Genomic DNA, 14,398 nt, shown 5'->3' with positions numbered 1-14,398 from the left:
TTTTTTGAATTTTGTTGGATATTTTCATTTGCAACCGCTATTGCTTTCTGTTATTGTTCGCTTCTATTAGTTTGTTTTTGTTTGTTGTTTTGCTGCGCAGTTTGTTTTTGCAGTTTGTTATTGTTTGTTGTTTTGCTGCTATTGTTTGTTGTTTTGCTGCTATTGTTTGTTGTTTTGCTGCTATTGTTTGTTGTTTTGCTGCTATTGTTTGTTGTTTTGCTGCTATTGTTTGTTGTTTTGCTGCTATTGTTTGTTGTTTTGCTGCTATTGTTTGTTGTTTTGCTGTTATCATTTTTGACAACATATTTTATTCTGACAAAAAATCGAAAATAATTAATTTCAATCCGATAGAAATTTTCCGATTCAATCAGATGCGTTTCGCATCTGATTGAATCGGATTGTCATTATGAGCGGATACGTTGGCAAAAAGTACAGCAGCCGATTGCAAACTGTAAAAAGTTGCAGCAATCTCTAAACTATCAACTGTCGCAGCAATCCCTAAACTATCAACTGTCGCAGCAATCCCTTAACCATCAACTGTCGCAGCAATCCCTTAACCATCAACTGTCGCAGCAATCCCTAAACCGTCGACTGTCGCAGCAATCTCTAAACCATCAATTGTCGCAGTAATCTCTAAACCATCAACTGTTGCAGCAATCCCTAAACTATCAACTGTCGCAGCAATCTTCAAAAATAAAAGTAAAGCCCGAGCCGGCATTTTGAAAACATTTTTTAAAAAATTGTTGCCGCACCGCGCAAAAGCGGCGGCGATAATTTAAATAAAACCCATCCCTGTGATTTTAAGGAGATTTAGACATCCGGCGCATACATGTCTTTTAAATCAATCAGTAAAACATTATCCGGATGTTCTTTTTTGAATTTCTTTTCAAATCCGGATTTGGAAAATAAACAATAATACCGTTCATCATAATCGGTCAGAAGAGCACTTTTTTCCAGGAGTTCTTCCAAAACCTGTTTATCAAGCGGTTCATTTCTAAATTTGCATTCCCCAAACAGTACTTTTTTATCCCGAGGAAAAGCGGCAACGATATCGATTTCTACCTGCTTCTTTTGCTTGGAATCCGTCCCCCACCAGCATCCAATTTCAAAGAATGGAAACGGCAATTTACCGGCATTGTTCAACCGGTTCAAGTATTGAATGCACATTTGCTCAAAAATGCCTCCCATAAAATCATTTAAATTCGGGCCGACAATCTTGTCAAAAACAAGTTCACCGTTTCCGTTGACGATTGCGTTCATATTGGCGGGAATAAAACGGTACCAAAACCGGAACATGTTATCGGAAACCCGGTAAATGCTTTTTTTCAAGTTTTCTTTACCCAGGGGTTTTTCTTTTTTAAGAATGCCAAGAGATATTAAGGAAGAAATGTAACTTGAACAAAGAGCTGTATCAATACCAACCGCCGTGGAGATTTGATTCAATTTAGATGAACCGTTTGCAATCGCCGTAATTATTGCATTATACATCTGTGGTTCACGAAGTTCCTGTTTTAGAAGGTTTGACGGCTCTTCAAAAAAGTAACCGGCCGGGTCCAAAAATGTATGGACAATGTTTTCAAAAAGACTCCAAGAAGGTTGAATGCGTTCCAAATATTGAGGAACACCTCCGGTTAACCCGTAAACAACAGCTTTGTCGTAATCACTGTAATTTTTACAAAACAATGCAGATGTGTGATAATCAAACGGTCCGATTTTAAACTGGGCGGTACGCCGTCCATAAAGCGGACTTTGGTAGCCCAATACCTGCTTTTCCATAAAAGACATGGATGAGCCGCAAAGAATCAGCATTAAATTCGTATCTTTGAACTTTTGGTCAATGTAAAACTGAAGAAGGCTTGAAACCGATCGTTCGGCGTTTGCTAAATATGGATACTCATCCATCACAAAAACCAAATGTTCTTTTTGTGCGATGGAATACAAATAATCCAATGCATCGTCAAGCTTTTCAAAAATCGGTTTTTTTTCCATCGCCGGCATGGTCACGGAAAAAATGGAATTGGAAAGGTTGACCAAATTATTGGAAAGAGACGATTCAATCCCTACAAAGAAGATCGCTTTCTTGTCTTTGCAAAACTCCCGAATTAATGTTGTTTTACCGATACGACGGCGCCCATAAATTACGGCAAACTCGAATTTTCCACTTTGATACATTTGGTTGAGCTTGTTTAATTCTTCTTCCCGGCCAATAAACATAAGATTCCCCATAATTTTTCTTCAATTAAATTGCAATGCCTTGCAATGATGCAATGATGCAATGATGCAATGACTTGCAATGAGGTGCGCGTTTAAGGCATAAAGCACCATGATTCATGATTTTAAAATAACTTATTAATCTGTATTAAAAATACTATATTACAATATACGATATTACGATATAGTATATTAAGATATGACATCAGATAGCAACATCAAAATATACGATCAGGATAACGACATCAAAATATACGATCAGGATAACGACATCAAAATATACGATCAGGATAACGACATCAAAATATACGATCAGGATAACGACATCAAAATATACGATCAGGATAACGACATCAAAATATACGATCAGATAACGACATCAAAATATGCGGTCTCAGGGTAACGACATCGAGATACATGGCATCAAGATATGCTTTATACAAATGCCAAATTTAAATTGTCAAATCTAAAGTTTTGGAGTTATAATTTCAAATCTACGTTTTTGGAGTTATAATTTCAAATCTACAGTTTTGGATTTTCAAAATACTATATCGTAATATACTATATTACGATATAGTATATTACGATATAGCAAAATATCGTTTTGTAAAAATGTCAGTCACAAAATAGATCAATAAAAGAATTCACCGGATAAATCCAAACTTAACTATGATGGCATCTGAATCTAATTTCTATCCAATTATTGGAATTCTAAATGCTTTTATATATCGGCGAATGTTTACACCATAACATTTCAATATGAATATTTATCAAGATTTATTCATATTTTTATTCATATTCTTATTCAATTTTTACATTTTTTCATGTTCTTATGCAAAATAATTCATGTACATTCCAGGTGGACATTAAAATGATCAGCGACAGTATTAAAAAAGGACCTGAACGGCTTCCAAACCGGGCTTTGCTTAAAGCACTCGGGCTTACGGACTCCGAAATTCAAAAACCGTTTATTGCGGTGGTGAATTCTAAAAACGATATTGTTCCAGGACATATTCATTTGGACAAAATTGCGGAAGCGGTCAAAGCTGGAATTCGAAATGCAGGAGGCGTTCCTTTTGAATTCCATACCATCGGCGTCTGCGATGGAATCGCGATGGGACACTCCGGCATGAAATACTCGCTTCCAAGCCGGGAATTAATTCAAGACACCATCGAAGTGATGGTGCGCGCACACCAATTTGATGGAATGGTTTTGATTCCATCTTGCGACAAAGTGGTTCCGGCTCACTTGATGGCCGCCGGCAGCTTGGATATTCCATCCATTGTGGTGACGGGCGGACCAATGATGCCGGGATTTGTCGAAGACGAGGAAAAGGATTTGATTTCCACATTCGAACTTGTCGGGGCGGCAAAGGCTGAAAAATATACCGAAACCCAAATTAAAAATATGGAAGACGGCGCATGCCCGGGGTGCGGCTCTTGCGCCGGCATGTTTACCGCAAACACGATGGCGTGTATCGCGGAAGCGATGGGGCTGGCTCTGCCGGGTTGTGCAACTGCGCCGGCGGTGGATTCCAAGAAAATCCGGCTGGCAAAAGAGTCGGGAGAGCGGATTGTGGAACTGGCAAAAACCGGAATCACACCCCGAAAAATTGTGACCAAGAATTCCATTGAAAATGCGATTATGGTGGACATGGCAATTGGCGGAAGCACGAATACGGCCCTTCATTTGCCGGCGATTGCGCATGCTTTTTCCATTGATTCCGGACTGGATGATTTTGACCGGCTCAGCAAAACCACACCGCATTTAATTTACCTGCGTCCGGCGGGTCCGAATTTCATGGTGGATTTTGACCGGGCAGGCGGCATTTACGCAATTTTCGAACGCTTGGGAGACCGTGTCTGTAAAAATGAAATGACCGTGACCGGAAAAACAATCGGCGAAAACACGAAAAATTTGGTGTTGGTCAACCCGAAATTGAATCAGCGGATTATCCAACCCCTTCAAAATCCGATTCACGCCGAAGGAGGGATTGCCGTTTTGAAAGGAACACTCGCGCCCAACGGCTCGGTTGTCAAGCAAGCGGCCGTCAGTGAAAAAATGATGAAACATACAGGTCCTGCCCGGGTTTTTGACAGCGAAGAGGAAGCCATGGCGGCGATTTTGAGCCAAAAAATAAAAGACGGCGACGTGGTCGTCATCCGAAACGAGGGGCCCAAAGGCGGTCCCGGGATGCGGGAAATGTTGTCCCCGACCGCCGCGATTGCCGGCCTGGGTTTAATCGAATCCGTGGCACTTGTGACCGATGGGCGTTTTTCCGGCGGAACCCGTGGCCCGTGTATCGGGCATGTTTCCCCGGAAGCATCCGAAGGCGGTCCGATCGCACTTGTAAAAGATGGCGATGAGATTGAAATTGACATTAAAAACCGCATATTAAATCTGAATGTGGATGAAAAAACGCTGAGCGAGCGGAAAAAATCTCTAAAGCAAAATGAAAAACCGGCGATGGGATATTTGAAGAAATACAGAAGAATGGTCCGTTCCGCAAATACGGGAGCCATTGTTGAATAATTCAAAAATGAAATTGGAAAATACGGGCTTTATTTTCAAATAAAGCCGTCCTGTTTCTTTTAAAAAAATAAAATATGTCGCCATAACGCGTGCGATGACACGCAAACAAAAAAACAACAAAAAAAAAACAAAAAAACAAACAAAAAAACAAACAAGCAAACCCATTAAGACAAAAAAAGAATTAAAAATCAATCGCCGATGATGATTATTTTTTCTGATCGGTGATGAACCCTATGAGTCCTGAGGCGATTGATTTTTTTATATTAGTTCTTTATTTTCGATTTGAGCTTTATTTGATTTTATTTGATTTTATTATTTAACTTGGATTAAACTTGCATAACTTGGAGTTAAGTTTGCATAACTTGGATTCGATTTTTAATTGTAAAAACAATATCAATTAACCGAAATAAACCAAATCTTCTTCTTCGGAGGCCGATGGCTCATATCCTTCGTCATATTCTCCGCCTTCCCCGGTAACGGAATCTTTTAGTTTTTCGACAATTTTTTCCATGTCTTTGATTTTATCATCCAAAGAGGAGACATCTACTTCAATTCCTAAAACGCCGGTCAGTTTTTGAAGAAGAATTTTAGAGCTTTTCGGATCAGCAATATACCCGGATGTCGTTCCCATTAAACAGACGGCGTCAATGCCGCAGAATTGGGAAAACGCTAAAATTAAACCGGACGCTCCGACGATTCCGCCCGGCGGCTCCGACGGCCGGAATTCAATTCCTTTTTGAGTGAGCGTTTCAATCATCAGCGGGTTGTTGACGGCACCAATTACGAAATCATCCGAATTCACAACACCGGTCGGATAGCCGCCCAGTGTATAAATCCGGCGGACACCGAACTTGGACGCGATGTTGATGTAAAGCTCGCACAAATTGTAATGCCCTGAAGAATCCGAACTTTGAGAATCGCCGACCAAAATGAGAAGATCCAACTCCTCCGTCCGAGCCAGATAAACTTGATTTCCAACCAATTTAATGGTGCTGTCCTTTTGCACCATCACCTGAGGCGGGAAATGTGCCGAATAGATATCAACTATTTTCTTAGATTCCAAAACTTCAACCAAATGATCCGCCACGAATTTCCCGACGTGACCAACACCGGGAAGTCCGACAATCATAACCGGATCTTTCAAATTTAACGCGTCTTGATCGTAATGATAAACGACAATGTTTTCCTTCATAAAATCCCTTCCAAAAAACCGTACCGATTTTCCTATGCTTTCCGCAAATGATTCCTTGAATTGTACGTGATTGAGAATGCCATGTAAATAATGCCCACGTTATTGTTGGTAATATTATATAAAATATCATTAAAATATATAAAATGATTAATAAAATATATAAAATAATTAATATTTTGATATAATTTACCGGTTAACGTCTTCCTTTCGATTTCGCAAATATGTACGAAAATCCCGGCGGTATTTTCCATAGCGGTCACTTTGAGAATAAGCAGCGGGTTTCGGACTCATACATGAAAATCCACAACTCGGACAGTTTTCCAAAAGAGTATACCTCTTACAATTTAAACATTTTTTGATTTGTTTCCCCAAGCTATCAGAACCTTTGTTTTTTTGATTTTTGACCGATTTTTGGGTGAATTGAACAAATAAAGATAAATGAGTAAAATTTTTTTCGATTAATTTTTTTCGATTAATTTTTTTCGATTAATTTTTCTCGATTAAATCTTTTCCGATATATTTTTCAATTTTTTAAATCCGGACGGGATTTAAAAGAGGAAACTCAAAATTTTATTACCAGTATACATAGATAATCAAATATTTTATTCAATTTAAATTATATATAATTTTCGTTGGAAAAACCGGCAAAAACAATCCTTCGAGATGGATTTTGCCGATTAGGATTTTACGGATTCGATATGCCGGTTAAAAACACCGGTTCCGTCATGTTCCGAAATATATTTTATTGAGGCGGATGACGATTTTTTCAATACCGCTTCCGCTTTTTTGTAATCCGGCGCGATGACACGGATTCTGTACCGGGGAGAACCGACATAAGTGACTTCCACTCGTGTTTCCGGCTCTTCGATTTCCGCAGCCATTTTTAAGGCGTTTTTGATGTGCTCCACCCCATCGGGGGCAAGAGAAGTTAAATCCACATAACCGGCGATTTCAACAAATGCGTCTTTAATATTTTCACGGGAAACATTGACGATGGACGCTTCCATTTTTTTGTCAACATCCATGCCGGCAAAAACGGATTCTCCGCCGATTGCCGCTTCCTCAAATGCTGTGTAAGCACTTCCGAATTTGGAAACAAAGGAATAATACAAATCTTCGATATTTCCTTTAAATTCAGCGTTTTCCGCCGCGATTTGAATCCATTTTTCAGCTTTTTGCTCATTTTTCCAAAGCTGAACTTTTGTTCGTTTTTGGTGTTCGTTGACATCTTTTAACGATAAATCAATGTGACCGCGGTTTCGGTCGATATTTAAAACCTTACAAACCACTTTTTGTCCTTCGCGAATGTAATCCCGGACATATTTTACCCAGCCGGCTTTGATTTCGGAAATATGAATAAAGCCTTCCTTACTTTTGTATTCCTCAAGTTCGACATAAGCGCCAAAATCCGTTACATTTGTCACATGACAAACAACATAATCGCCGGCCTCCGGCCAATCATTACTTTTCATGAAAAATCACCTGAAATCTTTTCTGATAGGGGTCATAAAGATATTATCAGATATAAAAGGTTCCCAAAGAAAATCTCCCGCAAAAATTCCTCGCTGCGCTCGGAATAATTCATGGCGGGAAAAACCGTCGGCTACTAAAATTCACCGTGAATATTTCTAAAGATTACGAAAAATCAGAAAGAACTTAAAAACCCACTCAATCCCAAGAAACCCTTCACGAAAATTCGAGACGCAAAATGTGTCTTGAATTTTTTGGAAATACGAATATTGAGATAGGCTCAAACCGTAAGCAGCAGCAATGCTCAAACCGTAAGCAGCAGCAATGCTCAAACAATAAGCAGCAGCAATGCTCAAACCATAAGCAGCAGCAATGCTCAAACCGTAAGCAGCAGCAATGCTCAAACAATAAGCAGCAGCAATGCTCAAACAATAAGCAGCAGCAATGCTCAAACCGTAAGCAGCAGCAATGCTCAAACCGTAAGCAGCAGCAATGCTCAAACCGTAAGCAGCAGCAATGCTCAAACCGTAAGCAGCAACAATGCTCAAACAATAAGCAGCAGCAATGCTCAAACCGTAAGCAGCAGCAATGCTCAAACAATAAGCAGCAGCAATGCTCAAACCGTAAGCAGCAGCAATGCTCAAACCGTAAGCAGCAACAATGCTCAAACCGTAAGCAGCAGCAATGCTCAAACAATAAGCAGTCGCATCAAATAAAACCAAAAGCAGTCCAATTAAAAATTAAAATTAAAAACCGACCTCGCCGTTTTTGTTGAAAAATTAAAAATTCGTGCTATAATGCGTGCGACGGCGAACACAAAAAAACAAAAAAAAACAAAAAGAAAAAGAAAAAATATGAAAAAAGAAAAAAACCATTTTTTACTTGTATTGGCGGACAAGGTCTAAAATGGCGTCTAATTCCTCATCTTTGATAGAAAATTTTTCTTTCGCGTAAATCGACCGAAGTTCATCGCGGGATTGCGGTAAAATGTCCGCGATTCGAACCGCGATAACCGGCTTCATCTTTTCAAATTCCAGAAGTTTGCCGACAAGTTCTTTGGCATCATTGGCGCTGAGTTTTGCAAAAACTTCAGCATGAGTTAACGCCTTTCTGAACTCATAAACTTGTTCTTCATCGCTTTCGGCGCGTCTTTCTTCCATAATTTGGGTGAGCATTTCCTTGACTTCCGCCAAAGTCAAAAGCTCTTCGTGGAGGACTTCTTTGACAATCATTTCAATGCTCCCGGAATGTGTTTTAAAAGTGTTTTAAAAATTAAAAATTAAATATTAAAAATTAATATTTAGAATAAATTTAAAATATTGAATTTTCCTAAGCGGTCTTGTAAGAGGCGCTTAGTTGTATTTTTGCGGCTTTAAGTGCTGCGGAAGGGAAAGAACATGCTTCATGGAATTTCCGTCTTTCACGCTTAAAACGTAGGCACGGCCCCTTTGACCGACAACTTTTCCGGTAGAGCCCTGGAACTTCGGGTGCGGGTGTCCTTTTTGAAGGCTGGCGTCGATATCAATATGAACCATTTGACCGTCTTCAAATTCCTGAATCGCCCGGCTGGGTGCGGAAATTCCTCTTTCACGAATCGAGTTTTTTAATTTATATCTTGTGCAGTGTCTTTCACCGCTTGATTTTGATGACATTTAATTTTCCTCCGTATTTTTAATGCAAACTGTGTCGTTGAAATATGATTCTAATTTAAACTTTTAAATTTGAAGTAAGCTGTAAGCTGAAAAGTTATTTGAGAAATCGGATAAATTCGGATAATCAAATAAATTCATGTACGGTAAAATGATTAATTGAATAACTCATTAAACGGGTTTACTCTTAATTCGTCATTTAAATTGGTAACTTACCCCATGAATAAATATTTTGATATATTAAGTTTATCGATAGAAGGAATATCTAATACAATCCAACATTAATAAAGGTTGTTGAAATGTTGCGGAAAAATCTGTCGAATTATTATGGAAATATTGTTGAAAAAGACAAATTCTTCGAATCAGATTTTCTTTATTCTTTACTTTTATTCTTTATTTTTATTCTTTATGAAAATAAATTATTCAACATCCAATTCCACATGAATGACATCAAGTTCTTCGACCTTGGCGCCGACGCTTAAAAGCCCTGCAATACTTGGTGTTGTCCGTCCTTCGTCTCCCGATGTGAGCTCTTTTACATAAAGACCGCCGTCGCACAAAATACGAACATATGCGACATCACTTTCGGAAGCGATTTTTCTGGAAATAGTTCCTGCATCCTCTTTTTCTTCAATATTTTTGATGCCATCGCCAAAACCATCGTTCTTATCTCCCATCTGTTCCAAAACCGCTTCATGGACCGTGCGGTTCCGGCACAAATCCGCCCGCCGATGAAGGACACGGTTGGGCGTATCCTGATTTATTTCCGTGCCCCGAAGCTGAAGAAGAGCTTGAGACAGATTTTCATTGGAAACGGGAGATTCAAATCGAATTTTGAGGCGGTAAGTCTTTTGCGCTTTTTCTCCCTTTAATTTTTCAACTTGGTTTTTGCTGCAAAACTTCAAGCCGTGAACTTCAATTTTTCCGGCAACCGACCGGTTGATTTCATATTCAAGAGCGGCCAAATCAAACTTTCTCTTTTTCGGGGACTTGGCTTCCAACACAAACGGACGTCCGGTCCCTAACATGAGCGCATCGATGTCTTCCCGACCGGCGCCATGAAAAACAACGTCATTCGCTTCCGCATAATCGGAAGACAGAAGAGAAAATCCGGCCAATTCACCCACCGATTCCGGATATTGTTTTCCGGTACCGCCACAGTGTTCACACCCGCGCCCGCCGCATTTTCGGCACGGCCATTTGGTTTGCGGAATTCCGCGCACCAATTTCAAATACCGTCCGTAAATGTAGACGGACCGGACATCCACCTCAACATCTTTTTTGGCAATGTCAAACGTAATCATGACATCCGGATTGGAAAAAGCGACTTCTTTTTGTGTCTTTTGAGAGATGACTTTTCCGATTTCGCGATTGAGCTCACTTTTGAGCTGCTCGGCGTAAGCGGTGGCGCATTGCTCCCATAAAATTTCTTCGTTTTCGGAAAGAAGACCGCTTAATTTAGTACCAACCAAAAATGTGGAATATTCAATACCGGAAAGCTTCGCGATGGCCATATCTGCCCAATCCTCCAGCTTTTTAAAAATATCACCGCACACCCAACATTTACCGGATTTTGAAAGGTCATTATTTGAAATTTCTGCCGCATCCAACGTTTTTTGGGCATGGGATTCGCAACACGCCAAATTTTCCAGAAGGGAGCTGTCTCCTGATTCTTGAAAAACCCGGCTGCCTTCCATCGCCAAAACCAACTTCACCGCTTTTCCACGTTCGTCGTTGGAAAGCCCCGTGGATAATTTTGCAAATTGCCGTCCTAAGCAGTGGTCGCAAATCGGCCCTTCCGCCAATATTTTTTGAGATATGTCAAATATGTCCGCCATTTTTTCGTCCCCTTGCATCCGGAATTTATTTTAATTGTTTGCAATTGTTTGAATTTATTTGAAATATTTAAATAAGTCGTCCCGTTTCATTTTATGAATTTCGTTCTTCAAAAGAGATGTGAGCGGGCGGATTTGTCCGTCGCGCGCGCAAACGGGCGCAAAGCAGCCGCATTCTTTCCAAGGTGAATCATACCCGAATTTTTCCGCAATCCGGTCAAGCATCGCATCGACCTCGTCGTCACGGACTTTGTCCATTTTATTGACCGCCACCACCGGGATGATATTTAATTCCAAGAGAAAAGCGTGAAGTTCCAAATCGATCGGAATTTCATCGCGTGCATCCCACCGCTCGACAATCTCCTCAAAAGCAGGGCCGTCGATGACCTGGACCGCGATTTTAATCCGGTCGGCATTGTCTTCGATGTAGCTGACAATTTTATTTTTCACGTCTTCCGCTTTTTCCGGTGTGACGCCGGACATAAATCCGAATCCCGGCATATCGGTGATGAGAAAATCATCATAATAAAGATGAATCGGCTTGAGTGTGACGCCCGGGCGTTTGCCGACCCGGACATTTTCGCCGGTCAATTTATTGAGAAGTGTCGATTTGCCGACGTTGGACCGCCCCGCAAAAATAACCTCAAAGGTCACAGCATTGTTTTTTTTCTCGATTCTTTCGACGGATTTCTTTTGTTCCCGGCTTTTCATTTTTGCCAGATTCTTTTTTCGTTTGACGTCGTGTTTTGTCCGTGGAGTTGTAATAACAGGTGGAGAAGACATAATGATTCCCGATTTTTGCCGCAAAGGCTTGATTGATAAAGAAAATGATGGAATGAAATGAACAAGGATAATTTGAAATGATCATTTGAAACATGATCATTTGAAACATGATCATTTGAAACATGATCATTTGAAACATGATCATTTGAAACATGATCATTTGAAACATGATCATTTGAAACATGAAATTGGAATAAATGATTTGAGATGATATTGCCATCTTCTATTTAAAGGGTGCAGACATTTATTATCTCATGGATCAAAAAGATTTTATAAATATTTTAGAAACGATTGCACCACCGGAACTTGCGGCTGATTTCGACGTTGGAAGAATCGGACTTGTCGTGGATTTACTGTATGAAAAAAACCGGCAAATCCAAAAGGTTGCCGTTTCTTTGGATGTAACGCCGGAAGTTTTGCAAAAAGCGGCGGAATTTCAAGCCGACCTTTTAATTTGCCACCACACGCCAATATTTCATCCGGTTACCCAAATCAACCGATCTCTTGCGGAGAAATTAAAAATAATTTTTGATCACAATATTTCAATTTACGCGATGCATACCAATTATGACCGGGCCTGCGGCGGCATTAATGATGTTTTAGCGGCTCGGCTTCATCTGGAAAATGTTGAAAAATGTGACGCTGGAATTATCGGAACCGTGCCGGTCCAATCCTCTGAGGACTTTGCGCGATTTGTTTCCGGCCAATTAAAGACTCCTTTAATTTATGCGGGCAGCAAAACAATCCGAAAAGTTTTCATTTGCGGTGGCAGTTGTTTTAACCGGGAGACTCTTAAAGCCGCCAAAGAAAACGGGGTTGACGCCTTTATTTCTTCCGAACTCAAACATAGTGACATCCTTCGGGAGCGCGGTGACATTACTTTAATTGACGCCGGTCATTACGCAACTGAAAATCCGGGAATGGAAGAGCTTCCCAAAAAGATTCAGGCATTCCTTGTTGAAAAGCTTGGCAATGCCGAAAAAATTGAAATTTTGTTTATTGACGATAACCCGGGAATTCAATCAATTCCTTAAAAAAAGCGATTCGAAAAACCATTTCAGGTGAAGAGAATGGTTTTTCGAATGCTTTTTCGTTCAAATATACATATTTACAGAGTTGTTGTTACCGATTCGTTTTTTAAGGGATGGCATATTATGGAATTTTATTTTAAAAAGTTGTTTTCATAATGAAAAACAAAATGAATTATTGAATTTCACATATGAAAGCACCTTTTTCAAAATGTCATATTTTTATTTAGGCCGCCTCCACCCAGAAAATCAAAGTTCCCTGCCGGCTTCCGGTGTCCACGTAATCCGAGGGCACTTTTAAAACAACATCGCAGGTCTCATTTGATCCTTTCAAAACAGCTTTTTCAAAGTCGGGCCAAAATTCATTATCAATCCAAATTCCATCTTTGTAGAGAGAATCGGAAGATGTTGTCACTTCGGCCGTGACAATGACATCACAGTTTCCATTGTTGGTAATGGTCATTTCTTGGGGATTGCTGGCTTGCCCGACGGATAACTCGCCAAAGTCAAGAGATTCCGGGGAAAAAGAAACAGAGAGGGACGGCAAAATTTTTGCAATCAGAGAAATGGTGTGATTTGCTTTTGTTCCATTGCCGGTCTCATTTCCTGTTTCGTTTCCCGTTTCATTGCCGGTCTCATTTCCGGTCTCATTTCCGGTTCCATTGCCGGTTCCGTTCACGTAAGATGAAAAGGGTTGAATGAGCGGGCTTTGGTCTTTGAATTTTGTCAGAATCGTGTGCGGCACATCTCCGATTCCGTTTCCGTCCGCATCGGCTCCCGTGTATTCGGCACCCCAATAATTTCCGGGGTTTCCGGTCCAGTTCGTGTTGTTGTAAGACAAGGTCATCGGGTTTAAGGAATTGAAATGAATAAGTGTTGGTGCCGTTCCGTAAATGTCAACATTTTTGCCGTTGGCGTGAATGTTGTTGAAAAAAACGGTGTTGTTCTCACCGGCATTGTAGAAGTAAATTCCTTTTTGGGAATTGCCGGAAATTGTGTTTTTCGTTATGGTCACATCATGTGTGTCCACCCGCCAGATTCGAATGGCTTCCCCCGTGTTATTTTGGATGACATTTCCGTCCACCTGCACGCCGCTGGAATTTTCAATGCAAATCACTCGGGATGTGTTTCCAGAACCGGAAAGCCCGACGATTGTATTGCCGATGAGCTTGGAATCATTGCCTTTGAGGTAAACCGCATTTGTAAATCCGCTCATGTTGCGAACAATATTGTTTTTAAAAGTGACGTTGTCTTTGAAAAGTTTAATGCCGTCCGCATGCGTCATGCTGTCAAAAATACAATTTTCAATGACTGCGCCGGTTGCATTGGTTTGCAAATTAATTCCATTGGAACCGTTAAAGACGGTGACATTTCGAAGAACGAACCCTTCTTTTTTGGGCAAAATCGAATAATTGCCCAAATCTAAAATCACTGATTCTTTGTTTTCACCGGTGATTGTAATGGATTTTCCCACGCTGATATTGGCGGTTGAACTGTACGTTCCGGCACAAATGAAAAGGGTATCGCCGTCAACAACACTTGAATTGGAAATGGCGTCTGTCAAATTTGAGAAATCGGGTGCATCTCCTCCGACTGTCCATGTTTTTGCAAAAGCGGTTCCGGTCAAAGCGAACAACACAAGAAAAGCCGCTAAAAGCACTTTTCCAAGAAGAATTTTGGATTGATTCATGATTTTC

The 14,398-nt window shown here is 40.4% G+C and carries 14 protein-coding genes; 2 read left to right on the top strand and 12 right to left on the bottom strand.

The features are described from left to right. Positions 1-37: 37 nt before the first annotated feature. The 3 genes from MsAm2_RS02180 to MsAm2_RS02170 all read right to left on the bottom strand — a co-directional run bounded on the left by MsAm2_RS02180 (position 38) and on the right by MsAm2_RS02170 (position 2,214). Positions 38-304 (bottom strand): hypothetical protein, encoded by a 267-nt coding sequence (locus tag MsAm2_RS02180; protein ID WP_338098182.1) that lies wholly within the window; start codon positions 302-304, stop codon positions 38-40. Between the two features lie 249 nt (positions 305-553). After that, complete coding sequence (locus MsAm2_RS02175) at positions 554-718, bottom strand: hypothetical protein (RefSeq protein ID WP_338098181.1); 165 nt, start codon at positions 716-718, stop codon at positions 554-556. Between the two features lie 92 nt (positions 719-810). Further along, positions 811-2,214, bottom strand: a complete 1,404-nt coding sequence (locus MsAm2_RS02170) for an ATP-binding protein (protein ID WP_338098180.1) — start codon at positions 2,212-2,214, stop codon at positions 811-813. 868 nt (positions 2,215-3,082) lie between these two features. On the opposite strand from MsAm2_RS02170, the gene ilvD reads away from it, so the two are divergent. Further along, the gene (gene ilvD / locus MsAm2_RS02165; RefSeq protein ID WP_338098179.1) at positions 3,083-4,744 is read left to right on the top strand and encodes a dihydroxy-acid dehydratase; all 1,662 of its coding nucleotides are present in this window, start codon (positions 3,083-3,085) and stop codon (positions 4,742-4,744) included. Positions 4,745-5,141: 397 nt separating this feature from the next. On the opposite strand, the gene MsAm2_RS02160 is transcribed toward ilvD, so the two are convergent. From MsAm2_RS02160 to engB, 8 genes are all read right to left on the bottom strand, one after another. Beyond that, on the bottom strand, positions 5,142-5,936 hold the full coding sequence (locus MsAm2_RS02160; RefSeq protein ID WP_338098178.1) for a proteasome assembly chaperone family protein: 795 nt from the start codon (positions 5,934-5,936) through the stop codon (positions 5,142-5,144). Positions 5,937-6,122: 186 nt separating this feature from the next. Then, complete coding sequence (locus MsAm2_RS02155) at positions 6,123-6,308, bottom strand: nucleolar RNA-binding Nop10p family protein (protein ID WP_338098177.1); 186 nt, start codon at positions 6,306-6,308, stop codon at positions 6,123-6,125. Positions 6,309-6,613: 305 nt separating this feature from the next. Continuing rightward, on the bottom strand, positions 6,614-7,408 hold the full coding sequence (locus MsAm2_RS02150) for a translation initiation factor IF-2 subunit alpha (protein WP_338098176.1): 795 nt from the start codon (positions 7,406-7,408) through the stop codon (positions 6,614-6,616). Between the two features lie 156 nt (positions 7,409-7,564). Then, entirely contained in the window at positions 7,565-8,128 is a 564-nt protein-coding gene (locus MsAm2_RS02145) for a hypothetical protein (protein ID WP_338098175.1), read from the bottom strand. A gap of 156 nt (positions 8,129-8,284) precedes the next feature. Beyond that, positions 8,285-8,638 carry an RNA polymerase Rpb4 family protein gene (locus MsAm2_RS02140; RefSeq protein ID WP_338098174.1) on the bottom strand — a complete coding sequence of 118 codons (354 nt, stop codon included), beginning with the start codon at positions 8,636-8,638 and terminating at the stop codon, positions 8,285-8,287. A 120-nt stretch (positions 8,639-8,758) separates the two neighbouring features. Then, the gene (locus MsAm2_RS02135; RefSeq protein ID WP_338098173.1) at positions 8,759-9,058 is read right to left on the bottom strand and encodes a 50S ribosomal protein L21e; all 300 of its coding nucleotides are present in this window, start codon (positions 9,056-9,058) and stop codon (positions 8,759-8,761) included. A gap of 416 nt (positions 9,059-9,474) precedes the next feature. Beyond that, positions 9,475-10,893 (bottom strand): tRNA pseudouridine(54/55) synthase Pus10, encoded by a 1,419-nt coding sequence (locus MsAm2_RS02130; RefSeq protein ID WP_338098172.1) that lies wholly within the window; start codon positions 10,891-10,893, stop codon positions 9,475-9,477. Positions 10,894-10,947: 54 nt separating this feature from the next. Then, positions 10,948-11,601: a GTP-binding protein EngB gene (gene engB, locus MsAm2_RS02125; RefSeq protein WP_420846982.1), complete on the bottom strand. Its 654-nt coding sequence runs from the start codon at positions 11,599-11,601 to the stop codon at positions 10,948-10,950. A gap of 326 nt (positions 11,602-11,927) precedes the next feature. Here engB and MsAm2_RS02120 point away from each other — a divergent pair, with 326 nt between their 5' ends. Further along, positions 11,928-12,707 carry a Nif3-like dinuclear metal center hexameric protein gene (locus MsAm2_RS02120; protein WP_338098170.1) on the top strand — a complete coding sequence of 260 codons (780 nt, stop codon included), beginning with the start codon at positions 11,928-11,930 and terminating at the stop codon, positions 12,705-12,707. A 220-nt stretch (positions 12,708-12,927) separates the two neighbouring features. Here the strand turns inward: MsAm2_RS02120 and MsAm2_RS02115 are convergent, their stop codons facing one another. Next, on the bottom strand, positions 12,928-14,391 hold the full coding sequence (locus MsAm2_RS02115; protein ID WP_338098169.1) for a right-handed parallel beta-helix repeat-containing protein: 1,464 nt from the start codon (positions 14,389-14,391) through the stop codon (positions 12,928-12,930). Positions 14,392-14,398 lie beyond the last annotated feature (7 nt).

The sequence above is a fragment of the Methanolapillus ohkumae genome, from assembly GCF_032594355.1.
GTDB classification, from domain to species: Archaea; Halobacteriota; Methanosarcinia; order Methanosarcinales; family Methanosarcinaceae; genus Methanolapillus; species Methanolapillus ohkumae.
The sequence above is the reverse complement of the archived record's forward strand: the minus strand, read 5'-3'. Positions and strand labels throughout refer to the sequence as shown.

Coding starts and splice junctions, on each gene's coding strand:
- MsAm2_RS02150 (WP_338098176.1), bottom strand. CDS start 7,408: ATGAAAAGTAATGATTGGCCGGAGGCCGGCGATTATGTTGTTTGTCAT.
- MsAm2_RS02175 (WP_338098181.1), bottom strand. CDS start 718: ATGCCGGCTCGGGCTTTACTTTTATTTTTGAAGATTGCTGCGACAGTT.
- MsAm2_RS02130 (WP_338098172.1), bottom strand. CDS start 10,893: ATGGCGGACATATTTGACATATCTCAAAAAATATTGGCGGAAGGGCCG.
- MsAm2_RS02180 (WP_338098182.1), bottom strand. CDS start 304: ATGTTGTCAAAAATGATAACAGCAAAACAACAAACAATAGCAGCAAAA.
- MsAm2_RS02115 (WP_338098169.1), bottom strand. CDS start 14,391: ATGAATCAATCCAAAATTCTTCTTGGAAAAGTGCTTTTAGCGGCTTTT.
- MsAm2_RS02160 (WP_338098178.1), bottom strand. CDS start 5,936: ATGAAGGAAAACATTGTCGTTTATCATTACGATCAAGACGCGTTAAAT.
- MsAm2_RS02120 (WP_338098170.1), top strand. CDS start 11,928: ATGGATCAAAAAGATTTTATAAATATTTTAGAAACGATTGCACCACCG.
- MsAm2_RS02135 (WP_338098173.1), bottom strand. CDS start 9,058: ATGTCATCAAAATCAAGCGGTGAAAGACACTGCACAAGATATAAATTA.
- MsAm2_RS02170 (WP_338098180.1), bottom strand. CDS start 2,214: ATGTTTATTGGCCGGGAAGAAGAATTAAACAAGCTCAACCAAATGTAT.
- ilvD (WP_338098179.1), top strand. CDS start 3,083: ATGATCAGCGACAGTATTAAAAAAGGACCTGAACGGCTTCCAAACCGG.
- MsAm2_RS02140 (WP_338098174.1), bottom strand. CDS start 8,638: ATGATTGTCAAAGAAGTCCTCCACGAAGAGCTTTTGACTTTGGCGGAA.
- engB (WP_420846982.1), bottom strand. CDS start 11,601: ATGAAAAGCCGGGAACAAAAGAAATCCGTCGAAAGAATCGAGAAAAAA.